Genomic DNA, 25,499 nt, shown 5'->3' on the forward strand with positions numbered 1-25,499 from the left:
TATCAACTCTTGCAGAAATATTTCGTAGAAAAATCAGCGAGATTAAGCCGAAAGACCCAGACTGGATGTTAATCTATTCCAGTTCTGAGTCTTGCTTAATTACTAACCCAACTTGCATTCCAAACATAGTGTGATGTATGGTTTCAATCATACACACTAAAAGCAGCGATTATGAGGGTTTTTATCGCAATGATTCTGTTTGGTGCATTGATAACAGATTTCATTCTCTAAACCATTTCCATCAAAATAATCCTTTAGATTCTGCAAAGTAACTTCTGCTATATTACTCAAAGCTTCTTTGGTCAAGAACGCCTGATGAGATGTCACAATTACATTTGGCATGGAAATCAGGCCTGATAGTATGTCATCCCGCATAATGGAATACGACAAATCTTCATAAAAGAATTCCGTTTCTTCTTCGTATACATCAAGCCCTGCTCCGCCAACCTTCTCTTCTTTTATTGCATTTAGAAGATCTTCACTGTTTATTAATGCACCTCTGGAGGTATTAATTATAACTACCCCGGGTTTCATTATTGTAAGCGCATCTTTTTGAATGAGATGATGGGTATCTTTTGTCAGCGGGCAGTGAAGGGAAATGATATCTGAACGTTTGCATAATTCTTCAAAGGATACATACTGAATATCCGTATCCTTAGCTGGATATGGATCATAGGCGATAACCTCCATACCAAATCCTTTACAGATGTCAATAAAAATTCTTCCTATCTTACCGGTTCCTACTACACCCATCGTCTTACCATGAAGGTCAAAACCTGTCAATCCTACCAGACTGAAATTATGCTCTTTCGTACGGTTATAAGCTCTGTGTATTTTACGGTTTAAAGTAAGCAGCAGTGCCATGGCATGTTCCGCTACTGCATAGGGTGAGTAGGCCGGAACTCTTACTACGTGTATCCTATCATAAGCTGCCTTAAAATCAATGTTATTATAACCGGCACACCTCATGGCAATGATACGTACACCACCCTTATACAGGATATCAATGGTTTTTGTATCAATAGTATCGTTCACAAAGGCTACCACCGCCTCATAGCCGTTTGCCATAACCGCAGTATCCACATTTAGTTTTGATTCAAAATAATCTATTTCTATATCAAACTTTTCTTTAAATGTATCAAAATATACCTTATCATAAGGTTTTGTATCAAAAAAACAAATCTTATTCATAGTATCCTCCTTTCAACCAGCTCGTTCCAGTTAACAGTTGTTGCCGTTAACGGTCAAAACCGTCGTAAAACAGGGTGTCTGGGTTTCAAGCATATCCCAAAATACTATTATATAGATTAACTTTATTCGGATTTATTCAGGCTGAGAAAATTTTTCTATTCTTGTAAGCATTGTCTTGTTAAAATTCTCAACCTTTCGGTCATATTCCTCATCCATAAACTTAGAAGCCAGTAAAAAGTCCGCTGTAGCCAGATTATTTGCTACCGGAATATCATAAACTACTGCGATACGAAGTAATGCTTTTACGTCCGGATCATGAGGCTGTGATTCCAAAGGATCCCATAAAAATACCACAAAATCAATATTTCCCTCTACGATTCTTGAGCCAATCTGCTGGTCACCGCCTAAAGGTCCGCTGTTATAGCCTTTTACCGGAAGTCCTGTCTTCTCAGAAATTAATCTTGCTGTTGTTCCTGTACCGCAAAGAAAATGATTTTTTAAAACATCTTTATGTTTATCTGCCCATCGAACCAACTCCTGCTTCTTTCCGTCATGAGCAATGAGTGCTATGTTCTTTTTCTTACCAATCTGAAAATAAATAAAATCATCTAATAACATAATGCCTTCTCCTTTGCTGTTTATGCTTCTTCCACCTGAATCGCTATTATAATACATCCACACATGGATTTAACATTTCATCATATAAGTATATACCTTATGATACTATCATCATACTTGCTTTAGCAAAAAAATGCAATGAAAAACTCCATGAATTATATAGTAAGTTACTCCGTAAATACCAAATTAACTAATAGATTATTTTTCGGACGATGTATAATTATAAGCATTCAATTAACAAACTACTCTTCTTAAAATCCATACAAACAGTAAAACCCTTAATAAATTTTCTTGTTATCATGCCTTGTCTATGTTAAAATATACAAGTATAAACCACTCCGGTTACGATTTCGAGCATACTTACATATTTTCGTTTACTGTCTGGTAGAAATTAGTGCAAATTAATACAAATTTCTTCATGATTATTTATTAGCCTACAGACATCGGGAAATTGTAACCCACGAACTAAAAAAGGAGGTTTCTATGAATAACATTTTTTCCAACATTACCCCTGAAGTATTGGCATTGTCCAACTTATGTGCTAAAAATAGTGCAATTGACCCTTATCTTTATACTAAATATGATGTGAAACGCGGTTTAAGAGATGTCAGCGGTAAAGGTGTATTAACCGGACTTACCGAAATAGCAGAGGTTCGTTCCCACATTATTGTGGATTCCGAATATGTCCCTTGTGAAGGTAAGTTATTTTACCGTGGTATCGATGTAGAACAGATTGTAGAAGGCTTTATTGAGGAAGACCGTTACGGTTTTGAAGAAGTTACGTATTTATTGCTATTTGGTGAACTTCCGGATAAGGAGGCCTTAAATAATTTTACGAAATTATTAGAAGAATACCGCTCTCTTCCTACTTCTTTTGTAAGAGATATTATTATGAAGGCACCCAGCAGGGATATGATGAATACCCTTGCCAGAAGCGTCCTAACTCTTTATTCCTATGATGACCAGGCAGATGACATCTCCCTGCCTAACGTTATGAGACAGTCCTTACAGCTTATTTCTTTATTTCCACTACTTTCGGTCTATGGTTATCAGGCATTTCGTCATTATCATGATGGGCAGAGTCTGTTTATTCATACTCCTGACCCTTCCTTATCTACCGCAGAACTTATTTTACATCTGCTAAGACCAGACAGTAAGTATACACCATTAGAAGCTAAAATCCTTGACGTAGCTCTGGTGCTTCATGCGGAACATGGCGGTGGTAACAACTCAACCTTTACGACTCACGTAGTATCCTCAGCCGGTACCGATACCTATTCCTCTGTTGCCGCATCTCTTGGCTCCTTAAAAGGACCAAAGCATGGTGGCGCCAACTTAAAGGTGGTACAGATGTTTGAAGATATGAAAAATACCATTAAAGACTGGGAGGATGAAGACGAGGTACGTAATTATCTAAGTGCCCTTCTTCAAAAAAGAGCTTTTGACAATGCTGGCTTAATATATGGAATCGGGCATGCGGTATATTCCATCTCTGACCCGAGAGCAAATATTTTCAAAGGCTTTGTTAACAAATTATCGGTTGAAAAGGACAGAGTCGCTGAATTTAAGCTATATAACCTTGTAGAAAGTCTGGCTCCCCAAGTTATTGCCAAGGAGAGAAAGATGTACAAAGGAGTAAGTGCCAATGTGGATTTTTACAGTGGTTTTGTTTACAGCATGCTTGATTTGCCAATAGAACTTTATACTCCTATCTTTGCAATCGCCAGAATATCTGGCTGGAGCGCTCATAGAATTGAAGAGTTGTTTAATGCAAATAAAATCATCCGTCCGGCTTATAAGAGCGTATCTTCTCGTAAAGAGTATAAAAATCTATCAGACAGATAAAGTTTTATAAAGGTGTTTCAAGTAAAGCCTTCAAAAGGGTTGTACAAAGGTTTCATTCTATTAAACCTTTGTATAACCCTTTTATTTTAATCCTACTATTCCAAAGCTTTATCAAATATTTCGTCCCTTTGTAATTCCTTTTTTTATACTTCCATCAACCAAATAAGCATATTCTTCCTCTTCATCTAAAATCCCAATTAACTTTTTATACCAAAGTATCTGAATAAAGATAACTGCTTCCAGAGCTGTCAGAAAAAAAGTACCTAAAAAACACAGGATTATAAGAAGCGTAGTGGAAAAGAAAAAAACACACAAAACTATTCCCGCAAAAATAGGTATTACAAACTGTGGCTTTAAAAGCATAAGTGCAATCACTTCCATGACTACACTCTTCCCCTTAAGTATTTTTTCTTTTCCGGAAGCTTTGTGTTTATCTTCTTTTTCATCTGCATGCATTACAAATACGAAATACCCAGCCAAATAAAACATTATTACAAGCAGCATAGAGATAATTGACAAGCATATAATTGAATAGGTAAGATTGCCGTTCTTTGCAGCTACTATCATCCCCGCTACATTTAATATCATCATAAAATACAAGGGAATAAATCTAAGAAGCGTTAAAGATTTTTTTAGGTACTTAAAAAAGGTAGCTATTACGCTGTCATTAACATTAATTCTCTTATATATACTATCCTTTCCAATAAAAAAAACTGCTCCAAGTACGGGCAAAAGCATAAGTGTACCGGATAATACTACCGTCAAAAAACTTAATATACTTGCAAAAAACACAATATGTATTCCTGATAGGATTTTATAGAATAAAGATTCCCTGGTCATGATTTTATCGCTCCTGCCAAACCATAGTAGATGTATTTTTGTAAGAATATATACACAAGTCCAATTGGTATAATACCCAAAAGAATTGCTGCAGATACTATTTCAAAGGGTGTTGACATATTACCAAAGAATTTATACAAAGCTACAGTGAAGGTCTGCACATCCTTACGCAGATACAAATTCGGAATATAAAAATCATTATAATAACCAATACCATTTAGTATAAGAAGAGTTGTACATGCCGGTTTTAACAACGGCAGTATAATTCGTCTGTAAATGGTAAAATAACTGGCTCCATCTATTAGGGCAGATTGGTCAAGTTCTTTAGAGATTGAATCTAACAGATTAAACATAATATAGATTCCTATAATTCCTACCCCTGAGTATAAAATAATTACACTTGCCATTTTATTGACTAATCCCATTCTATAGATAATCTGAAAGACTACTGTCTGGGTGGTTACGACTGGAATAAACATGGTAAGGGTAAATAAAGTCATAATTAATTTCCTGCCTCTAAAATCAAAACGGTGAAGCACATAAGAAACCATGGTTGTAAATAGTATTTGAAGAGTCAGGGAGATAGATAATATAACCGCAGTATTAATTAATGCTTTCCCCAATCCCCCTACTCTAATTGCATAGAGAAAATTATAGGAATTAAACCAATTCTTCGGAGGAGTAAGTACGTTGGTAGAAGAATATTCTGCTCCCGTTTTAAAAGCCATATAAATAAGTGGCACAATAGGAATAATTACAAAAATACAGGCTCCGAATAAAAACAGATACCGGAGTATTTTATAAAACTTGCCTTCCTTAATCATATTTAACTCTCTCCCTTCTTATTAAATATACTTTGCAGACCCACGGCTATTACAACAATTACAAATACCAAAATAGATAAAGCTGCTGCAAAACCAACCCTATTTTCTGAAAAAGCACTCTGCTGAATCTGAATAACCGGTGTTACAGTTCCATTGGCACCATTCATCATAATATAGGGAATTTCGAATACCTGAATGGAACCAGAGACACTTAATAAAATGTTGATGAATAATACTTTTCTTATTGAAGGAATAGATATGTATTTGATTTCCTGCCACTTGGTGCAGCCATCAACGGCAGCAGCTTCAAATAAATCCCCCGGTATAGTTTGTAGTGCACCAAAAAACATAATAAAGTTCATTCCGTAATAACGCCATATGCTGATGGATGCTATTGAAGGGTTTACAAGCTTTAAATTTTGCAGCCATTGCTGCTTAAATTGCCCCAATCCAACCGTTTCTAATAGTAGATTCAGCGTACCGGAATTGTTAAAAAATATAATAAATATGGTTGAAACGATTACCCCGTTCAGTAAGTAAGGAATAATTAAAACTCCTTTAAAAAGATTTAATCCCCTGAACTTTCCATTTACGAAAATAGCCAGGACAAAAGCAAATACTAATTGGGGTATGGCTACAAGCATATACCAAAGGCAATTTTTAAATACCATTATGTACTGGGGATCTGTAAAAAGTCTTTCATAGTTTTTAAGACCAATCCATTTTGGAATCCCAACGCCTTTGTAATTGGTGAAGCTTAAATAAATGTTACTGAGTATTGGGATATAGGAGAATACTAGTAGTTGAATAACTGGTATTAATAAAAACAAAACAATGATTATTCTGCTGCTTTTTGTCTTTTTCACAGTTTCCGCTCCTGTCATTTATTATTGTTCGTATAAGAGTAGTGTGTTAATGAGGATTTTTGACACACTACTCCTATTTTTTGTTATTAGGTTGTAAGGGGCTGCTGCAACATCGGTCTACTCACTTGCAGAATTCTGTGCTTAAAGTTGCACCGCCCTTTTGCAGGTTAGTAACTATCTATTGCAACAGCCCTTTTTATAGCATGTGTGTAGAAATTAATCTACCCATTCAAGCCCTAGTTCGTCTTTATAATCAGCATAAGCTTTATTTTGTGTATCCACTTGTTTATTGTATGCCGCCCAATCATCGGGTTTGGTTGTGTCAAGTGCATCAAATAACAGTCCGACATATTTGTAATCAGCATATAACCCGGCCTCCGTTAACACATCTTGGTTCGCTAACGTGTTCTCATCTGTGGGAGCGGATAATAATACCTTACAAGCCCCTGAATCCACCATTTCATCAATAATAGAATATAACGCAGGAACAATAGGGTCTATACCCTTCTTGTTGGCTATAAAGCCACTGTCGGCAATGAACTGTGCATCCTCAGAGACATATTCTATAAAAGCTCTGGCAGCTTCCTTATTCTTTGAGAACTTACTTATTGCCCAGTTATCAGCAGGTGCAGCCAATACATATCTGCCTGCACCAAAATCAGGAGCCGGTGCAAATTTAATAATGGAGGGGTCTTTTCCTTCCGGAACACGTCCCTGTATCTGTGGAACAACCCATGAACCAAATAACATCATTCCTGCTTTTCCATAAGCTACATTATCCATTGCAACACCAAAATCAGTATAAACTTCTGGTTCAAAATAACCATTTGCTTTCCACTGGGTATACATCTTAACAGTTTTACCAAACGGTGCTGTTTCAGAAAATGGATTTTCAGTTTTTAGCATTTCAGCAAATACATTGGCATTACCTGCAACGTAAGAAGCAAAATCCTGAACCGTCGCTAAAGGCCAGTTTTCAATACGATGCATAGCTATAGGTGTTACTCCGTTTGCCTTAATCGCTTCACACATCTTATTAAACTCCTCCAGCGAAGCAGGGATTTCATTATAGCCTGCTGCTTTTATTACCTCTTCATTATAAACAACTGCCTGATTGTAAGCCCGGCCAGGCATTATACTAAATATTTGTGCACCGTCATTTGGCATTGCCAGTGCATAATCACCATATAACGCCTGTGCATCTGCTACTGTGGAATAGGGTTCTGCATATTGTGCCCATTCCTCAAGACTCCAGTTAGGTGCTGTGTAAATGTCTACAGAATCATCCTGAACCTGAAAGAGAGGTCTTAATTCCTCTTCATTGGTGACAACATTTAGAGTTACATTAATACCTGTTTCTTTTGTAAACTTTTCAGCCAGATGTTTTAGATAGGCTGATGATTCATCACGGTATGTATTGCCATCCTTATCTTTCTTTTCTTCCCCAAGCACTCGGTTTCCACCATGTGTATAGACACTTATGGTACTTCCTTTTAGTGATGATAGATCACTCTCTCCTGTGGATTCTGCTCCCTTTGTAGCAGCAGTGTTATTACCTGAGCCTGTAACATCTGTGTTAGTTTTTTCTTGGCCGCCGCAGCCTGCCAGAGAAAAAGTCATAACAGCAGCTAAACCAATTGCTAATACTTTTTTTAATTTCATGTCCTTATCCTCCCGTTATATTACTTAAAAATAACTTAATTCAATTATATATTTAATTTACATTTTAGTCATCTATAATATTTGCATATAATATACCATTCTTGCTAAAATTATGCAATTTTCACTTTTATAACAACTATTTTATTAATTTTTGTGCATATTCTACACTTATTTTGCATTTTCTTACAAACACGCACTTAAACAAATGATTAAATATGAATATTTACCCTCATATTTTACCTAAATATAATTGTTTTCAAAAGTACATTCTTGCCAAAAACAGGAATATATTATACTATGATGTTATAACGATTAGAAAGAAGTACAGAACTATGGATTTTAAAGACAGTTTTATTCATTCTCTCCAGACAGGGCTTTCTCTGGCAAGGTCAATCTCCATGGAAGATTATCTTCCGGTTTCTGTAAAATTACCGGAAGAGGCAGAGGAATATCTGCCTTTTTTACTGGGCTATGGTTATATAAAAACCAGCTTTCCTTACTATTATGAACTTGCAGGTCTAAAAGCTTATTGTCTCATATATACAGAAAGCGGTACAGGTTTATACACCATCGACAATAACAGTTATTCTCTTTCCACCGGTTCCTTGGTCTTTATTAATTGTCAGCAAAAGCATCGAATTGAAATTAAGCAGTCTCCCTGGCAGTACCGGGTTTATTTTATGTCCGGACAGCCTCTGCCTTACCTGTACAAAGCCATCACATCAGAGGGAAACCCTGTTTATTCCTTTAAACCCGTCTCATCCGTACCCAACAAATTGCTGAAATTATATGGTTTACTGGACTCCGGGAATGCAAATTACTTTTTACACTCCAAATTTTTGCTGGATATTTTATTAGAGACTATCTTAGAAAAAAAACAGGCAGAGGAGCAAAGCGCCCACCTGCCGGAATATCTGATTAAGATAAAACAGTGCTTCGATGAAAATTACAACACTAAATATTCCCTGGATTCTCTGGAAGAGACCTTTCATATCAGCAAGTTCCAGCTATGCCGGGAATTCACTGCGGCTTACGGTGTATCTCCCATCCATTACCTAAACACGGTAAGAATTAATGCCGCTAAAGAAGCTTTGGTCTATACAGACAAAAGGATTAATGAAATCGGGAGATCCACCGGATTTGACAACACCAATCATTTCATCCGTCTGTTTAAACAAAAAACAGGTGTAACCCCTCTAAATTATCGAAAAGCTGAAATACGTTTACAGATGTAAACCATTTCCCTCCGGTACCGGTTTATTAAGTTTGGCTACGCTATCTTTATAAACCGGATTACCTGAAATTACATTAACACTGTATTTTACTGTTTTGTTACCGATTCTATCTATAATAAGTTCTAAACTTCTGTCAGCCATCTCTTTCACATTGACATCATAGCTTGTGATACCCACATCACAAATACCCGGATATAAATAATTATCAAAGCCAACTACTGATACATCCTCCGGCACCCGGTATCCTCTCAACCGTAATGCCTTTATTAATACGAAGGCGGCAAGATCACTGTTGCAGACAAAAGCAGTAGGCATCTTATCTGGGAATTTCATTTGATATCCTTCCACATCCCCTGTCTCCCAGTCTCTATCATTGAATACACAGTCTTCCGTCACCTTCCTGCCGTGCTCCATCATGGCCTTGTAATAACCCAAGTATCTGTCAGTGATACTACTTGAGTACATTAGAGTTCCCACATAGGCAATCTCTTTATGTCCTTCCTGAAACAGGTGATTGGTCAGCATATAAGTACCATAGAATCCATCAGATATAACCGCATCACAGGGCGCTGCCTGATCAAAGAAATCAAGACATACCAAAGGTATATTGCTTTCTGCTATTAAGTTCTTTAAGTAAGACTGTTCCGGCTGTCCCATAAGGATGATACCGTCTACCTTCTGCTCTTTTACCAGCAGAGGAATCTGGGAGTTTTCTTCATCTTCTGTGCTGATTACCTCTAACATGGTAAAACACTGTTTCTGTACTGCTTTTGTGGCAACTTCCTGATATAACTGCCAATAAAAGGAAACATATTTACCAAAATATCTGCCAGGTACCAAAATACCAAGATTATAGCTTTTATCTGCTTTGTTTTTGTCAGGAGCGTACTGCTTATAGCCCATCTGTTCTGCAAGGACTACTATCTTTTTACGCATTTCTTCACTGACACCTTTTTGCCCGGACAAAGCCTTGGATATTGTTACAATACTGACTTTAAGTTCATTGGCTATATCAGCCATTTTAACTTTTTTCTCCATTTTACCCTCTACCAATATTTTTTAAGTAATATTTACTTTAATTTAGTTAACTGTATTGTAAAGGATTGATATAACTTTGTCAATAAACATGTATTTTTGTTTTATTACTTATAGCTTATCACAGCAGAAACGGTTCTTTTAACGAACTTTTAGTCTATTTATCAAAAAAATGCTGTTGTAAATCAGGAAACTCCAATTTACAACAGCTCATGTAATTTAATGATTACTTTACTCAACTTTTCTGCTTGAACAAACTTATAATCCATAATAATATAACTGCACCAACAATGGACACAATAAAGCTCCAGATATTTAATCCTGTTGCAGGACCCCATCCAAAAATTCCGGCTACCCAGCCGCCGATAAAGGCACCAATCACACCAACTAAGATGTTCATTCCAGCCCCCATCTGACTGTCCTTTCCTGTAATTTTACTAGCTATCCAACCGGATATACCTCCAAGTATTACCCAAATGATTATATTGCTGATTTCTGGCATACTGTTTTACTCCTTTTCTAATCTTTTTTGCAGGAATCTTCTCTGATTTTATGAATAAAACTGTTATCTATAAAATCATTTACTTTGCCTTGTGCCTTATGTTTTAAGGCTTCTCCTTTACCGGCAATATCACCTTTTATGGATTGTATTTTTCCTTTAAACTCTAGGTCTTCATCATCCAAAAGTTTGCCGGCAAATTCTTTAATCCTGCCTTCTACACTGTCCAGGTTATTATTTATTTTTTTCTCCATAACTTTCTCCTTCCTGCTTTATATTTATTATGGATTAGTTTTATAAAAAAAATTCATAATGCATGGTAAAATAAAAAAGAATTAAAAATGCTATTGGCATTTTTAATTCTTTTTTATTTTCGCCCTTAACAATAGCGAATATTCATATACATGCTTATATATTTTATACAGTTAAAAATTATTGTTTCCTATCTTTTTGCATGTATTTTCCGTTAAATAAAATAATTATTCTGGAAACGATATAGAGTAAAAACACAAACCAAAACAAGCAAGTCAATCCATATTGCACAACGTAAAATAATCCTTTATCACCATTGTAGTAAGTAAATGCATTATCAAATATATAAGGAATCTTTGTTCCAAAATACAAAATCAAGCCGGCGATTAAATCGCCCAGACATTTTCCTTTATTTATATACATATGTTTTTATAAACGATATGCCATAAGCTTGACTTGCAGTACCGGAACCATAATCTGACCATCCATAGTTCACTCCCCCAACAGACTTATGCCTCTCTATTGTAAATGATTTAGTTTTATATACTGGAAATGCATTTAATGACATAGATTTTACTTGTCTCCCATTGTGGGTGCTTGGAACACTATCACTTGCTGATATGGATATAGATTCACTGCTGGTAACACTAAAACCTACTGCAGTTGTAACCGTACTTGCACTTACAACACTGGCACTCAGACTATAGGTATTACTTACTGAACTCGTTTTTGATATTGAAATTGTTGAACCTGGTTCTCCTGTTGCAATAGCTATACTACCACTCCCAACATAATCACTACCACTCATTACATTTGTAATTCTATATCGATATGTAGTAACTGCATCAGGTGTTAATATAGGTTGTTCAAATATTTCTCCATTCTCGATGAACTTATTATTCAATTTATTATCAATAACAATGACTTCATTTACTGAATCATAAGATAATAATTGTGTTACTGTAGATTCATATGATTTTGGATTCAAAATATCTGCTTCAATAGTGACAGTTTTCCCCACTTCCTTTGCATTTATATTAGTAGTTCCAATACTCAATGTTGTTGATATTGCTAATATAATTGTAAAACATATTTTATAAATCTGTTTCACTCATTATTTCCCCTTTCTTAATCTATTCTTCTAAACAAGAGAAGACTAATAGCATGCATAAAAGTTACCCTTGTCTAACAATTCCTAGTATATCAAAAAATGAATTGGAAGTAAATAGAAATTAGATATTATTCCCATTTTATTTTGCAAATCCACAAATAGTGCATAAAACAAATTTTACATTCTCAAATAACAAAAACGACTACATATTTCGAAACCTGGCATATCTTTGTTCTGTAATCTCATCTACAGACATCTTTTTGTATTCATTAATAAATTCAAGAATGTCCTGACGCAGCGTACATGACACCTCTCCAATATTCTCTACACTTAAGTTTTCATTTTCAGGAATAATACGCTCAATCATACCTAGTTCCTTTAAATCAGAAGCGGTAATTTTCATAACTTCTGCTGCTTCGTCAGCTCGTTTGCTGTCTTTCCAAAGAATCGTTGCAAAACCTTCTGGTGATAGAATGGAATAGGTGGCATTTTCAAGCATCCATACCTCATTAGCCACGCCTAAGGCTAATGCACCTCCACTGCCGCCCTCTCCTATTACAATAGAAAGCACCGGCACTTTAAGACTTGACATTTCAAATAGATTCCTTGCTATAGCTTCTCCCTGCCCTCTTTCCTCTGCTTCTATTCCACAATAGGCACCAGGTGTATCAATGAAACAGATAACAGGGCGGTTAAATTTTTCAGCCTGCTTCATGAGACGCAATGCCTTCCTATATCCGTCCGGATTAGGCATACCATAATTTCTCTTGGCATTTTGCTTTAGAGTACGGCCTTTTTGCTGACCGATTACAGTTACCGTACTATCATCTATGGTTGCAAGACCCGCTATAATCGCTCCGTCATCCCGGCATACTCTGTCTCCATGCAGTTCCATAAATTTATTAAATATTGCACTGATAAAATCAAGACTGGTAGGTCTTGTTACGCTTCTTGCAGTTTTTACCCGTTCCCAGGCTGTTAATTCTGCTGACATATAGAAACCCTGGCAAACACATACTTCTAAATATGTTACCACCACTATAATTATGATTGAAAGATATGTGTGGCTTCCTTTCTTGCATTTTTCCATCAATCCTGTTACACTCTTCTACTTAAATGCAGTAAAAATAACTAGCAGCTTTTTACCAGCATAGATAAGGTCTGCTTTAACTTATTACGTTTTACGATTTTATCAACAAACCCATGCTCTAATAAAAATTCCGCCTTTTGAAAACCCTCCGGCAAACGCTGTCCTATGGTCTGTTCAATTACTCTTGGACCCGCAAAGCCAATCAAAGCTCCGGGTTCTGCTAATATGACATCCCCAAGCATAGCAAAACTTGCCATAACGCCACCGGTAGTAGGGTCAGTTAAAACAGATACATATAGCAAACCTGCTTCATCATGCCTCTTTAAAGCCTGTGCCGTCTTTGCCATCTGCATCAAAGAAATAATGCCTTCCTGCATTCTGGCCCCACCTGAACAACAGAAAATAATAACCGGAAGCTTTCTTTTCGTTGCCTTTTCTACCAATCTGGTCAGTTTTTCACCAACTACCTCTCCCATACTTCCCATAAGAAAGTTAGAGGCCATAATTCCGATTGCTACGGATGTATCGTTGATTTTACCTTCTCCTGTAATAACTGCCTCATCCAGATTTGTGACTACCTTTAAATGCTCTAGTTTCTGCTTATACCCGGGAAAATTTAAGGGATCACTAACCGGTAGTTCTTTATCCCACTCCTGAAAACTTTCTTTATCCAGTATCATGCTTAATCTGGTTCTGGGGCTGATTCTAAAATACATACCACAGTTTGGACAGATGTAATAATTAGCCACCACATCTTCACTATATACGATTTCATTACACTTATCACATTTTTCGAATAACCCGTCCGGAATCTGAGCCTCATCTAGGGATTCTTTTACTTTTCCGCCAAGGTGTACCTGCTTTCTTCCAGCACTGGTTAAGTCGTTCTTTTTAAACATTTCCTTTAACATGCTACTTAAGTCACACCTCCTCTTAAGATGTTTTTCCACTACTATTCTTTCTTATTTAGGAGTCTTTCAATAAAGCCCGTATCAATATTACCTTTTTTATAATCCTCGTGATTGATAATCTGGTACTGAAAATCTATATTGGTATCAATACCTTCAATTACCAGCTCACCTAACACGCCCCGCATCTTCTGAATTGCCAAGTCGCGGTTTGCATCATGCACCATAAGTTTCACAATGAGAGAATCATAGACAGCCGGTATTTTATAACCGCTATAAAGAGCTGAATCAATCCTGACTCCGTTCCCACCGGGAAAATGCAGACTGGTAATGAGCCCTGGAGAAGGAAGAAAATTATTCATCGGGTTTTCTGCATTAATACGGCACTCAATGGCATGGCCTCTTATCTTTACTTTCTCCTGGGTTATACTTATAGGTTCTCCGGAAGCTACTTTTAACTGCTCTTTAATCAGGTCAATGCCTGTAATTAATTCTGTCACACCATGCTCTACCTGGATTCTGGTATTCATTTCGATAAAATAATAGTTATCTTCCTGATCTAAGATAAATTCAATGGTTCCGGCATTGGTATACTTTGCTGCCTTTGCTGCTCTTACTGCTACCTCGCCCATTTCCTTTCTTAGTACTTCACTGATTGCAAAGGAAGGTGCTTCTTCAATCATCTTTTGATGTCTTCGTTGTATGGAGCAATCCCTTTCACCAAGGTGTATAACATTACCATAGTTATCTGCAAGAATCTGAAATTCGATATGCCTCGCTCTTGGGATATACTTTTCAATATACATAGTATCATCCCCAAACGCATTCTTAGCTTCCTGGCTGGCCGTTTCAAAATGCTTGTTAAAATCTTCTTCTCTTTCAACAATACGCATTCCTTTACCACCACCGCCTGCACTGGCTTTAATTATAACCGGATAGCCCATGTTATCTGCAAGCTTTTTACCATCCTCTGCTGTATAGACAGGCTCTTTCGTCCCCGGTACTACAGGTACACCGGCATCCATCATGGTTTTTCTGGCTTCGGCCTTGTTCCCCATCTTATCTATTACTTCTGGTGAAGGGCCTATAAAGGTTATGTTACACTTCCTGCACAGATCTGCGAACTTACTGTTTTCAGACAAAAATCCAAATCCCGGATGTATTGCATCTGCTCCGGTTGCACAGGTTGCACTGATAATTCTATCCATTTTCAAATAACTGTCCTTTGCCGGTGCAGGACCTATACATACGGTTTCATCTGCTAGCTGAGCATGGAGAGCATCTTTATCAGCCTCCGAACATATGGCTACAGTGCTGATACCCATTTCACGGCAGGCACGAATAATACGCACCGCAATTTCACCACGATTGGCAATGAGGACTTTCTTTATCCTATTCTTATTTTCTATCAACCTATACACACCACCCTATTTAGCCGATTACAAAGGTAAGTTCAGCCTCTGCAAATACTTTATTCTCGTCATAGGCTTTCGCAGCTGCAACACCTACATTTCCTTTTTTCTTAATTAACTCCACTTCAAGTGTCAGCACATCTCCCGGAAAAATCTTATTACGGAATCTAGCTTTGTTAATTCCTCCAAAATAGGAGTTTTTTCCCTTATTTTCGTCTAAAGAAAGGCATAATACCGCTCCTACCTGAGCTAAGGCTTCAATTACAAGTACTCCCGGCATAACAGGCTCTTCGGGAAAATGCCCGGTAAAAAATAATTCATTATAGGATACACATTTGCGACCTACAGCACGAACTCCGGGAATTAATTCATCAATCCGGTCAATTAATAGAAAGGGACTTCTTTGAGGTATGATTTTTTTGATTTCATTTATACTTAGCATTTTCTTACTCCTGCTTCCTGTTATATAAGTTGAATTAATATCTACCTATATAGTGACCGCCTTACGTCCTGCGGTTTATTTTTAAGTTACTATTATTACTTTATTTTCTGTTAAAGCGGTCTGATATGAACAAGAGGCTGACCATATTCAACCATATTTTTATTTTCAACTAATATTTCTTCTACGATTCCATCATAAGAAGACTCTATTTCATTCATCAACTTCATTGCTTCCACAATACCGATGACCTGACCTTTTTTTACTTTATCACCTATTGAAATATAAGGCTCGCCGCCTTCTGTTTTGGCAGAATAAAAGGTTCCCACCATAGGTGATTTAATAGAAAACTTATGTGTTTCTTCTTCAACTGCCTCTTCCTTTGTAACCGAACTTGTTATAGGTATAGAACCTGCAACAGTACTTAACGCACCATGCTCTTTTTGAAAGGAAAGACTTAAATCTCCTTCCGCGTAGGTAAATGAAGTCAGATTTGATTCAGAAACTGTCTTTATCAACTTTATGATATTCTCAAATTCCATATGACCACTCCTATCCTACAAATTTTTTAACCAGTAAACTGCCGTTATGACCACCAAAACCCATGGAATTACTTAAGGCATAGGTTATTGTTTTATCGGTAACAGGTTCCTTAGTATAATCTAAGTCTAAATCTTCATCGGGTATCTGATAGCCTACGGTTGGATGGATATAATCCTCCATAACTGATTTTACACAAGTTATAAATTCTACGGCACCTGCTGCTCCAAGAAGATGACCCGTCATTGATTTGGTAGAGCTTATCTTTAATTTATAAGCGTAATCCCCAAATGCCTTCTTAATGGATAAGGTTTCAAAAAGGTCGTTATGATGGGTACTGGTTCCGTGGGCATTGATATAATCAACCTCTTCCGGCTTTATTCCTGCTTCATTAATGGCTAACAGCATGGCACGTGCTGCCCCTTCTCCGTCCTCTGATGGAGATGTAATATGAAAAGCATCACAAGTCGCTCCATAACCTACAATTTCTGCTAATATAGTGGCACCCCTTGCAACTGCATGCTCATAAGATTCAAGTACAACAACTCCTGCACCTTCACCCATTACAAATCCACTTCTTTCCTTGTCAAATGGAATAGAGGCTCTTTCGGGATTGGTTTCGGTTGATAAAGCAGTCAAAGCACTAAATCCGGCAATACCTAAGGGAGTTATAGCTGCTTCCGTACCACCGGCTACCATAACATCTGCTTCATTACACTGGATGTAACGGCAAGCATCTCCAATTGAGTGGGTTCCTGTAGCACAAGCAGTTACTATATTGGTACATTTACCTTTTAAACCAAATGCTATAGCTACATTTCCTGCTGCCATATTAGATATCATAAGAGGTACCAGCAAAGTAGCCGTCCTTTTCGGACCTTTTTCCAACAGCTTTTGATGCTCTCTTTCGATGGATTGGAGACTTCCGATACCGGAACCTACAGAGACACCAATTCTTGTCAAGTCTTCTTTCTCCATATCAAGACCTGAATTCTGTATTGCCTGAGCAGAAGCTGCTACAGCATACTGGCAAAACGCTTCCATTCTCCTGGCTGCTTTGGCATCCATATATTTCTCAGCTTGGAAATCTTCCACCTGAGCTGCTAGTTTTACTTTATATTCATCCGTATTAAAATAGGATATTGGTTTAAAATTTGTCTTTTGTTCTTTTACACTTTCCCAAAAGGTATCGATATCATTTCCGATAGGAGAAATAACTCCCATTCCCGTTACAACTACTCTTTTCATGTTTTATACCCAATGTATATCATATCTTCATGAAGATGAAATCTTTCACTTTAGATAAGCATTTCATCCTAGTACAATTTCACCTTACTGAAGTCACTAAACGAAATGTTATTCCAAATATTCACCTTTGATATAATACACTACCACATACATTAAACTTTTTTAGGTTAAGAATTAACTGTGGCATCCTTTCTCTATTGATATTTTCTTTCACCTAATTAGTAGCCAAGACAACTCCCTCGCCTCATATTTTAAATCCCCTCTTAACGAATTGCAATACAACCTAATTTCTCCCCAAGCTGCCTATACAGGACACAAGAATGAGTTAGATTCCAAGCCCACCATCAATCTGTATGGTCTGCCCGGTAATATAAGCCGCCTTATCAGATACTAAAAAAGCGGCTGCTTCTGCTATTTCCTCTGCTTCTCCTAAACGCCTTAGGGGTATAGCATCCATTACCTTCTCTTTTAGGTCTTCTTTTAAAACCGCCGTCATATCTGTTTTAATATATCCCGGTGCAATGGCATTCACAGTAATTCCCCTTGAACCTAATTCTTTTGCAAGGGATTTTGTCATACCTATAACCCCAGCTTTTGATGCACTGTAATTAATCTGACCTGCATTGCCCATTACGCCTGAGATGGAGGATATATTTACTATCCTTCCCTGTTTTTGTTTCAGCATAAGTCTTGCCGCCTGCTTTAAGCAGTTAAAGACTCCCTTTAGATTGGTATCTATAACCTGATCAAATTCTTCTTCGGACATTTTTAATATCAGGTTATCTCTTGTAATACCAGCATTATTAATAAGAATATCAATTCTTCCCAACTGCTTTACCAAATCAGCAAACATGTTCTGGACTGCTGAAAAATCGGCTACATCAGCCTGATAAGCCAACGCTTTACCACCATTTTTCACTATCTCTTCTACTACTTCATCTGCTTTTTCTTTAGAGCCGTTATAATTTACAATAACCGTTGCCCCATAACCTGCCAGGGTAATTGCAATTGCTCTTCCGATTCCCCTGCTGGCACCGGTAACTAATGCAATCCTATTCGTTAACATTTCATTACCTCCTTTAGTTTTTCTAAGTCTGCCGGCTTCTCAATATTTAGTATCTTACAACTTCTATCTATCTTTTTAATAAAGGCAGTCAAGGTTTTTCCTGGTCCTATTTCAACAAAGGTATCCACTCCTGCCTTTATCATGTTTTCTACACTCTGCTGCCATTTTACCGGAGATGCCACCTGAGCGGATAGCAATCCCTTTATTGGTGATTTGTCTCTGATAAATTCGGCAGTTACATTGGAGACGTATGGTATCATAGGTATATTGATTTCAACGGTTTCAAGTACCTTTGATAAGGATTCTCCTGCTTCTTTAAGCATTGGGGAGTGAAAAGGTCCGCTAACATTTAAGGCGATTACTTTCCTTGCCCCCTGCTTTGTCAATTCCTCACCGGCTGTTTCGACCGCTTCCTTCTCGCCGGTTATTACTATCTGCCCGGGACAGTTATAATTGGCTATACCAACAATTCCAGATATCTCTTCACAAATTTCTTCAATCTTTTCCTTTTCAAGACCTATTACCGCAGCCATAGCACCAATTCCCGGCTTTACTGCATTTTGCATTAATTTTCCCCGTTCTCTTACAACCTGAATCCCCTCAGAAAAGTCAAGGACACCGCTTGCCATTAGTGCGGGGTATTCTCCAAGACTTAGGCCTGCACACACAAAGGGTTCAAATCCTAACGTTTTCACTTGGCTATAGATTGCCATACAAGTAGTAACCATGGCTATCTGGGTATATTCTGTAATATTAAGCATGTCATTTTCTTCAAAGACTAGCTCCATCATGTCAATTCCTAATAATACACTGGCTTTGTGAAATATCTCCCGAGAGCTTTCAAAGGTATCATAAAATTCTTTACCCATTCCGATGTACTGCGCTCCCTGACCGGGAAAGATAAATGCGGTTTTTCCCATATTTTAAACTCCAATCTGTGCACAGAGCACCTTTTGTAAATAAAACTAATATATTTGAATCTACGAATCATTCTATCAACTAACTTAAAAATGGAAGTTTTGAATCAGATGCTTCATTTCGTCCACTATTTCCTCAATTATTTCTTTACAGGACTGTTCCTTTGAAACCAAACCGGCTATCTGTCCGGCCATAACAGAACCATTCACCACATCGCCTTCCATCACAGCCTTACGCAAAGACCCTAAAGTCAGAAGCTCAAGCTCCTCAAAGCTTTTTCCCTCTTGCTCTAATTTGGCGTAATTCCTGGTCATCTGGTTACGAATGGATCTTACAGGGTGCCCTGTTGATCTTCCGGTTACAGCAGAATCGATATCCCTTGATGTAATAACCCTTTTCTTATAATTTTCATGTACTATGGATTCGTGGGAAACCACAAAACGGGTACCCACCTGGCCACCTTCCGCCCCAAGTAAAAATACAGCAGCAAGGCCTCTGCCGTCACCAATACCGCCAGCAGCTATAACAGGAATAGTAACAGCATCAACAATCTGGGGAATTAGCGCCATTGTCGTAAGTTCTCCAATATGACCACCGGCTTCACAACCCTCTGCCACTACTGCGTCAGCACCATACTTCTCCATACGCTTTGCAAGGGCTACGGAAGCAACCACCGGAATTATTTTTATACCTGCTTCTTTCCACATAGGTATATAGCTCTCCGGATTACCTGCCCCGGTAGTAACTACCGGAACCTTTTCTTCTACAACCACCTTTGCAACTTCAGGGGCAAAAGGGCTAAGGAGCATGATATTAACACCAAAGGGCTTATCTGTCAGTTCTCTTGCTTTTCTAATCTCTTCCCTTACCACTTCAGCCGGTGCATTACCGGCTGCAATGATTCCAAGTCCCCCGGCGTTTGATACTGCCGCCGCCAGATGATGTTCCGCTACCCAGGCCATCCCCCCCTGAATAATCGGATATTCTATATTTAGCAATTCGCTAATTCTTGTTCTCATGAATCTTCCTCACCTTTTCTTACAGACTTATTCCACGCCTTTATTCTTTAGGTAATTAATGACATCTTCAACTGTACCAATGCTATTTAAATCTTCAGAAGGAATCTCCACATCGAATTCTTCCTCCAATGCCATTACTAATTCGAATAAGTCCAGAGAGTCTGCTCCAAAATCCTCTTTAAAGGATGATTCTTCTTTAATCTCACTTATTTCTACCGTTAATTGATTTGCAATAATTTCTTTTAATTTTTCTATCATGTTCTTTCTCCTTAAATTCAAATAATTTTTATAATATATGAAAACAGCTTAATTTATGACAAAAATGACTTAATTTAAAGCTGCTTTATTCCTTTTTAATAAAAAACTTCCTTTATTTTTGGTAATAAAAAAGAGGAGAATTCCTATTACCAGCACAAGAGTTGCTGTGATACCTGATACAATCTTAACAAATATATTTATTTTTTTCTGGAAAATGTGTATGCTAAAACCGAATCCTGAGGTTTTACTTTCACACTCTTTTAGCTCATTTGTTATTGCTTCCATAGGCTGTTCTTCCTTATAAGAATAATCACTATATATCAACTCAGAAGCTTCTGATGATTCCTCCTGCATAAAGGTTTCTTCAGATTGCTCTGTGGTTTTTTTTAATGAAAATAGTTTCTTTAAGAAAGAGAATACGCCACCTTTTAAATCTCTTTCCATATAATTATCCTGGAGTAATTCCGGATTCAGTTCACTCAGCATATCAATTAACAATAGTTCATTCATAGTTTTTACCCATGCCACTTGTCAGTAGGACTGAAAGAATCAACTGCGGCTTCCTTTCTCATTATATTTTCTTTCAATCAGGCAACTTGTATGTCTTGCTTATCATTTCAGCAAATTAGTTAGTGCGTGAAATCAGCAAATCTACATACAAAAATTAGTATGTTTCTCTTTTTCGTATTCCTGCTTCATTTTACCTCTAAGTCTTGAAAGTCTGCTGTCAACAGCAGTTACCGTCATCTTCATAGAAGCTGCAATATCCTTAGAGGATTGCAGATAAAAATATTTCCTAATAACCAGTTCATGGTCTTTTTTATTTAAATTGCTGATAATTGCGTTCAGCAAATGAATATCTTGTTTGCGGAACACCTGCCCTTCTACACTTTGCCTTTGGTCAACATAATATTTTGCAATATCAGATATATCCTCAGGAAGCTCACGGTCTTCTCTTTTGCTTAAATCACGAAGTTTATTAATAGCCGTATTTCTAACAATAACTTTAAGATAAGTTTTTAAAGAAGCCTTCTCCATATCGTATTGCTCTATATGGTTCCATAGCTTTAAATAAGTATCATTCACGCATTCTTCGATGTCTCTTGAGCGGCTGCCAAGAATGCCCACAGCTATATGAACTAACAACTTTTCGTACTTATCAGCTAACTTTAATAAACCTGTCTCATCTTTGTTATAGATAAGGTTTATTATTGCTTCATCTTTCAAGTTAGAAGCCTCCTTCCTCTGCGCTCTAATACATATACACCTAATTTATATATATCTTGCATATAAATTATTTTTTTTCATTCATTTCTTATTATCACCCGAAAGTATCATACAAGTCAAATTAAGTTTTTCTTTATATTTACATATTTTACTGATTAAACCAATTTAATAACTATATAAGAAGGTATATTTATTCAAAAAATGTTCTATTACTATTAATTATTTCAATTATACTATAAATAAAAAATCACTATTTCTATTATAATACATGTTCATATGGATAACATTCGTAGAATCGTATATGCTTTACGAAATGATTCGGTTACATTTATTCATATTTTACAAGCATTTGGCTATAAATGGTTCTAAAATATACTTTTTTATTGACACTATCTTAATTACTGTTATATAATTATTTTATACTATTCTCATTTGGTTGATGATGTCTAATAGGAGGATTATTCATGGATTTTAGCAATCGGTTAAAATACTTAAGACAGAAACACAAACTGACGCAAGGAGAGTTAGCAGCAGTCATCGGTTTAAAGTCTACTGCAATTTCTAATTATGAATCAAAGCGCAATGAACCTTCTCTTGAGAAGTTAATTTCCTTATCTGATTACTTTAACGTATCTTGTGACTATATGTTAGGAATTACTGACAATTCTTTGAGAGTAGGAAGTGATGATTTGGATGATGAAACTGCTGATTTCTTTATTCTATACCGACGATTAAATAACCTTAATACCTCTGAAATTAGGAATTATGCCAGGTATCTGCTCTATAAGCAGGAGAAATTAGCCCAAAGCTTAAAAGAAAATAATCCATGAGAAAGAATAGGATAGATGAATAAATTAAATTGTACAAAAAATGATTACATACAAAACAATACTTATCCCAATAATTAGTAAGTGTCTTACAATTTTACGCTAACTGTAAGACACTTATTTTTTATTTTATAGTATTCCACAGTCTCTGATTACCAGAATATTCTTAATAGAAATTCCAGAGTTCTTTCATATAATAAAGAATACATATTACAACAAATTTTATATTTTTACAAAAAATCCTATCATTTATTGTGCATATGTGATAATATGTATTTATCAATTAGCGAAAGGGTGGGCATTATGCAACAATATGTAGTATTACAAGTAACATTAAAAGAAAAGTTTATTGGAACGGGGTCAGGAAATTTAACAGAACTAGAAGGCGTAATTAATACTCAAGCAGCAAAGGGTTACAGATTACATACAATATCTACAGCCGCTGCCGGAAGTAAAGGCTTCTTAGGCGGAGACAGAATACAAGCTACACTTATATTTGAGCGTCTATAGCATAAAAAACCTCCAACAAAAGGGGCAGTTAAATATCTGTCCCCTTTTTTATTATCTATCAATTATTTACAAATATAAATCTGTCGTTATTCTTGTATTTCCTAATTACATAATCACATAAATAATTTACCATGTTTTTTATGTAATCATACTCTTCTGGGTTAGAGGATAAAAACAGCATATTATCAATTACTGATAACACAAAAAAACTTTCAATCATTTTTTCATAATCATTTGGTAATAGGGAAATATTTTTATATCCTTTTATGAAGAGTCTACGATTTTCATTACTAAGGTGCATTAATGTTAGTGCTATATCATATAAGTAATAACCAAATCCACATCTTGAAAAATCTATTAAAAAAATTTCATTACCATTAACAATATAATTACACTCATTTAGATCTCCATGTATTAGCCCCCAGTTTTCATTCTTAGATAAGTTTTTCTTAATAAATTCGATAATATTTATAGCACATTTATAAATCTCATCGAATTTCATCTTGGATAGAATATTAATATCTACAAGTTTATCTAATTTTAATAAATTAGTCTTGCTAGTTTCTAAGTCATGTTCTATTCTAATAAATTCCTCGGATGTTTCACATTGATTTGAATATTTGTGTAATTTAGCCATTTCCTCACCTAATTTAAGGGCCAATCCATTATATTTCTCATTATTTATATCAATCGTATCTCCATCAATCCATCTAAGTACTGTAACATTTAAATCCTTACCTAATGATTCATTGAAAACTCTTGTTACAAAACTATTGTATCTATTTTTTACTGGTGCTTGTACTGTAAATAACTCACAAGCATTAAGTTTTTCAAGTAATAGTAATTCCGAATTTATCATACTAATATTATTTTGATACTCATCACCCTCATCAATGGATTTGTGAATCCTAACTAAGTACTTTTCTTCACTACTCTTCTTTTCAATACAAAATGTAATATTCTCACTTTGTTGTAAGAAAGAAATATCATCATAACAAATTTCATATTCTTTTAAGACCTTTTGTGCAAACTTATAGTACTCTTTTATATCTTCTTTATATTTTGTATTCACATTATTCTCCTTCGTATCCCTTTTTGTTCCAATCGGGCTACCAATCTGTTTCAATCCATCTACTTTGGTATTAATAATCATTTCTTTTGTAGACGGAAAACGAGTTCAGTGTTCTTACTGCGTATTATGCTGGGTTGAGAGTAGGCGAAGTCTTCGGCCTACATGGAATATTATCGATTTAGATAACGGCACACTTACAGCAAATAAAATTATTCGAAAAAAATGGAGCCGCATCAGAAGAGAAGAGAAAAAGGGAAGCTAGAAATATTTTGTCCACGCCTTAACATAAGCGTGGACAAACCGTGAACAAAGTACGAAAAATTACATCATATATTAGTTAAGCATTTCCACAGCACTTTTTATATTTTTTGCCACTTCCGCAAGGACAGGGATCATTTCTGCCAACTTTCTTCTCTTTAACAATTGTTTTGGATTTTTTCTGTTCCAAATATAATTCTTTTCTTTTTTCTTCTGTTAAAAGAGTATCCCAAACAGGTAAATCATATAACCATTCCGCTTTAGCTTCCACCATGTTGCGGTATAACTTTTCTTTATCGTATCCAAGGTTTACAACTGTGTTAGCTTCCATTTCTTCAATCGGATTTTCTTTTACAAGACTTTCATTGATACCATCCAGAAAACCTACCATTAAAGATAAGGTAGTGTTATATTTTACTGCTAATTCTTCAACCGTACCCTCTACTACTACCTCAGGCTCTGCAAGAATTTGCTCGTAGATACCTTGTTCTACATTAAAATAATTTGCCCAAAACATTTGTCCTTCTTTTTGGTTTGTATCAAGAGAGTAAGCAAAGTCTCTCCATTCAGTTAATAAACTCATCTCTTTTTCCTTTCTGTGGACTGATTCATATTATAAATCAATTCATTTTGTAATAATTTTTTTATTTTTTATGTATAATACGGAAATATCTGTATCATACTATAGTTAATCTAATTCTTAGATGATTTAGATTACACGGATGCGTT

At 36.2% G+C, this 25,499-nt stretch carries 28 protein-coding genes; 4 read left to right on the plus strand and 24 right to left on the minus strand.

Annotated elements, in window-relative coordinates; all coding sequences use genetic code 11:
• Positions 1 to 156: 156 nt before the first annotated feature.
• The gene (locus tag acsn021_RS18330; protein ID WP_184091756.1) at positions 157 to 1,191 is read right to left on the minus strand and encodes a 2-hydroxyacid dehydrogenase; all 1,035 of its coding nucleotides are present in this window, start codon (positions 1,189 to 1,191) and stop codon (positions 157 to 159) included.
• Positions 1,192 to 1,323: 132 nt separating this feature from the next.
• Positions 1,324 to 1,809, minus strand: a complete 486-nt coding sequence (locus acsn021_RS18335) for a methylglyoxal synthase (protein WP_184091754.1) — start codon at positions 1,807 to 1,809, stop codon at positions 1,324 to 1,326.
• 483 nt (positions 1,810 to 2,292) lie between these two features.
• Here acsn021_RS18335 and acsn021_RS18340 point away from each other — a divergent pair, with 483 nt between their 5' ends.
• Positions 2,293 to 3,654 (plus strand): citrate/2-methylcitrate synthase, encoded by a 1,362-nt coding sequence (locus acsn021_RS18340; RefSeq protein WP_184091752.1) that lies wholly within the window; start codon positions 2,293 to 2,295, stop codon positions 3,652 to 3,654.
• A 111-nt stretch (positions 3,655 to 3,765) separates the two neighbouring features.
• Here acsn021_RS18340 and acsn021_RS18345 read toward each other — a convergent pair whose 3' ends face one another.
• From acsn021_RS18345 to acsn021_RS18360, 4 genes are all read right to left on the minus strand, one after another.
• The gene (locus tag acsn021_RS18345; protein WP_184091750.1) at positions 3,766 to 4,494 is read right to left on the minus strand and encodes a hypothetical protein; all 729 of its coding nucleotides are present in this window, start codon (positions 4,492 to 4,494) and stop codon (positions 3,766 to 3,768) included.
• On the minus strand, positions 4,491 to 5,318 hold the full coding sequence (locus acsn021_RS18350) for a carbohydrate ABC transporter permease (protein WP_184091748.1): 828 nt from the start codon (positions 5,316 to 5,318) through the stop codon (positions 4,491 to 4,493). The genes acsn021_RS18345 and acsn021_RS18350 overlap by 4 nt, the downstream gene beginning before the upstream one ends.
• Positions 5,319 to 5,320: 2 nt before the next feature.
• The gene (locus acsn021_RS18355) at positions 5,321 to 6,184 is read right to left on the minus strand and encodes a carbohydrate ABC transporter permease (protein ID WP_184091746.1); all 864 of its coding nucleotides are present in this window, start codon (positions 6,182 to 6,184) and stop codon (positions 5,321 to 5,323) included.
• 216 nt (positions 6,185 to 6,400) lie between these two features.
• Entirely contained in the window at positions 6,401 to 7,846 is a 1,446-nt protein-coding gene (locus acsn021_RS18360; protein WP_184091744.1) for an ABC transporter substrate-binding protein, read from the minus strand.
• A gap of 332 nt (positions 7,847 to 8,178) precedes the next feature.
• Between acsn021_RS18360 and acsn021_RS18365 the strand changes: the two genes are divergently transcribed.
• On the plus strand, positions 8,179 to 9,081 hold the full coding sequence (locus tag acsn021_RS18365; protein ID WP_184091742.1) for an AraC family transcriptional regulator: 903 nt from the start codon (positions 8,179 to 8,181) through the stop codon (positions 9,079 to 9,081).
• Here acsn021_RS18365 and acsn021_RS18370 read toward each other — a convergent pair.
• From acsn021_RS18370 to acsn021_RS18445, 16 genes are all read right to left on the minus strand, one after another.
• Positions 9,070 to 10,119, minus strand: coding sequence for a LacI family DNA-binding transcriptional regulator (locus acsn021_RS18370; protein ID WP_184091740.1), 1,050 nt, complete (start codon positions 10,117 to 10,119; stop codon positions 9,070 to 9,072). The genes acsn021_RS18365 and acsn021_RS18370 overlap by 12 nt on opposite strands.
• A gap of 232 nt (positions 10,120 to 10,351) precedes the next feature.
• A complete protein-coding gene (locus acsn021_RS18375) occupies positions 10,352 to 10,618 on the minus strand; it encodes a GlsB/YeaQ/YmgE family stress response membrane protein (RefSeq protein WP_184091738.1) in 267 nt (88 codons plus the stop codon).
• 17 nt (positions 10,619 to 10,635) lie between these two features.
• Positions 10,636 to 10,869: a CsbD family protein gene (locus tag acsn021_RS18380; RefSeq protein ID WP_184091735.1), complete on the minus strand. Its 234-nt coding sequence runs from the start codon at positions 10,867 to 10,869 to the stop codon at positions 10,636 to 10,638.
• Between the two features lie 407 nt (positions 10,870 to 11,276).
• Positions 11,277 to 11,978 (minus strand): hypothetical protein, encoded by a 702-nt coding sequence (locus tag acsn021_RS18385; protein WP_184091733.1) that lies wholly within the window; start codon positions 11,976 to 11,978, stop codon positions 11,277 to 11,279.
• 202 nt (positions 11,979 to 12,180) lie between these two features.
• Entirely contained in the window at positions 12,181 to 12,972 is a 792-nt protein-coding gene (locus tag acsn021_RS18390; protein ID WP_184091730.1) for an acetyl-CoA carboxylase carboxyltransferase subunit alpha, read from the minus strand.
• Positions 12,973 to 13,109: 137 nt separating this feature from the next.
• On the minus strand, positions 13,110 to 13,979 hold the full coding sequence (gene accD, locus acsn021_RS18395) for an acetyl-CoA carboxylase, carboxyltransferase subunit beta (RefSeq protein WP_184091728.1): 870 nt from the start codon (positions 13,977 to 13,979) through the stop codon (positions 13,110 to 13,112).
• A gap of 41 nt (positions 13,980 to 14,020) precedes the next feature.
• On the minus strand, positions 14,021 to 15,388 hold the full coding sequence (locus acsn021_RS18400; RefSeq protein WP_207725111.1) for an acetyl-CoA carboxylase biotin carboxylase subunit: 1,368 nt from the start codon (positions 15,386 to 15,388) through the stop codon (positions 14,021 to 14,023).
• A gap of 19 nt (positions 15,389 to 15,407) precedes the next feature.
• Complete coding sequence (gene fabZ / locus acsn021_RS18405) at positions 15,408 to 15,830, minus strand: 3-hydroxyacyl-ACP dehydratase FabZ (RefSeq protein WP_184091726.1); 423 nt, start codon at positions 15,828 to 15,830, stop codon at positions 15,408 to 15,410.
• Between the two features lie 110 nt (positions 15,831 to 15,940).
• Positions 15,941 to 16,369: an acetyl-CoA carboxylase biotin carboxyl carrier protein gene (locus tag acsn021_RS18410; RefSeq protein WP_184091723.1), complete on the minus strand. Its 429-nt coding sequence runs from the start codon at positions 16,367 to 16,369 to the stop codon at positions 15,941 to 15,943.
• Positions 16,370 to 16,379: 10 nt separating this feature from the next.
• Positions 16,380 to 17,615 (minus strand): beta-ketoacyl-ACP synthase II, encoded by a 1,236-nt coding sequence (gene fabF, locus acsn021_RS18415; protein WP_184091721.1) that lies wholly within the window; start codon positions 17,613 to 17,615, stop codon positions 16,380 to 16,382.
• A gap of 325 nt (positions 17,616 to 17,940) precedes the next feature.
• The gene (fabG, locus tag acsn021_RS18420; protein WP_184091719.1) at positions 17,941 to 18,681 is read right to left on the minus strand and encodes a 3-oxoacyl-[acyl-carrier-protein] reductase; all 741 of its coding nucleotides are present in this window, start codon (positions 18,679 to 18,681) and stop codon (positions 17,941 to 17,943) included.
• Complete coding sequence (gene fabD, locus acsn021_RS18425) at positions 18,675 to 19,601, minus strand: ACP S-malonyltransferase (RefSeq protein WP_184091717.1); 927 nt, start codon at positions 19,599 to 19,601, stop codon at positions 18,675 to 18,677. Before fabD ends, fabG begins: the two co-directional genes overlap by 7 nt.
• Positions 19,602 to 19,685: 84 nt before the next feature.
• A complete protein-coding gene (fabK, locus tag acsn021_RS18430) occupies positions 19,686 to 20,618 on the minus strand; it encodes an enoyl-[acyl-carrier-protein] reductase FabK (RefSeq protein ID WP_184091715.1) in 933 nt (310 codons plus the stop codon).
• Between the two features lie 27 nt (positions 20,619 to 20,645).
• Positions 20,646 to 20,876, minus strand: coding sequence for an acyl carrier protein (gene acpP, locus acsn021_RS18435; protein ID WP_184091713.1), 231 nt, complete (start codon positions 20,874 to 20,876; stop codon positions 20,646 to 20,648).
• Positions 20,877 to 20,945: 69 nt separating this feature from the next.
• Positions 20,946 to 21,386, minus strand: a complete 441-nt coding sequence (locus acsn021_RS18440) for a hypothetical protein (protein WP_184091711.1) — start codon at positions 21,384 to 21,386, stop codon at positions 20,946 to 20,948.
• Positions 21,387 to 21,527: 141 nt separating this feature from the next.
• Positions 21,528 to 22,103: an RNA polymerase sigma factor gene (locus acsn021_RS18445; protein WP_184091709.1), complete on the minus strand. Its 576-nt coding sequence runs from the start codon at positions 22,101 to 22,103 to the stop codon at positions 21,528 to 21,530.
• A gap of 464 nt (positions 22,104 to 22,567) precedes the next feature.
• On the opposite strand from acsn021_RS18445, the gene acsn021_RS18450 reads away from it, so the two are divergent.
• Together acsn021_RS18450 and acsn021_RS18455 are read left to right on the plus strand one after the other, a co-directional pair.
• Positions 22,568 to 22,933: a helix-turn-helix domain-containing protein gene (locus acsn021_RS18450; protein ID WP_184091707.1), complete on the plus strand. Its 366-nt coding sequence runs from the start codon at positions 22,568 to 22,570 to the stop codon at positions 22,931 to 22,933.
• 300 nt (positions 22,934 to 23,233) lie between these two features.
• Positions 23,234 to 23,440: a DUF4177 domain-containing protein gene (locus tag acsn021_RS18455; protein ID WP_197978580.1), complete on the plus strand. Its 207-nt coding sequence runs from the start codon at positions 23,234 to 23,236 to the stop codon at positions 23,438 to 23,440.
• A 58-nt stretch (positions 23,441 to 23,498) separates the two neighbouring features.
• Here the strand turns inward: acsn021_RS18455 and acsn021_RS18460 are convergent, their stop codons facing one another.
• Both acsn021_RS18460 and acsn021_RS18465 read right to left on the minus strand, forming a co-directional pair.
• Entirely contained in the window at positions 23,499 to 24,512 is a 1,014-nt protein-coding gene (locus acsn021_RS18460; protein ID WP_184091703.1) for a phosphotransferase, read from the minus strand.
• Positions 24,513 to 24,849: 337 nt separating this feature from the next.
• A complete protein-coding gene (locus acsn021_RS18465) occupies positions 24,850 to 25,353 on the minus strand; it encodes an SEC-C metal-binding domain-containing protein (RefSeq protein ID WP_184091701.1) in 504 nt (167 codons plus the stop codon).
• Positions 25,354 to 25,499: the final 146 nt, after the last annotated feature.

Source organism: Anaerocolumna cellulosilytica (assembly GCF_014218335.1).
Classification (GTDB): domain Bacteria; phylum Bacillota; class Clostridia; order Lachnospirales; family Lachnospiraceae; genus Anaerocolumna; species Anaerocolumna cellulosilytica.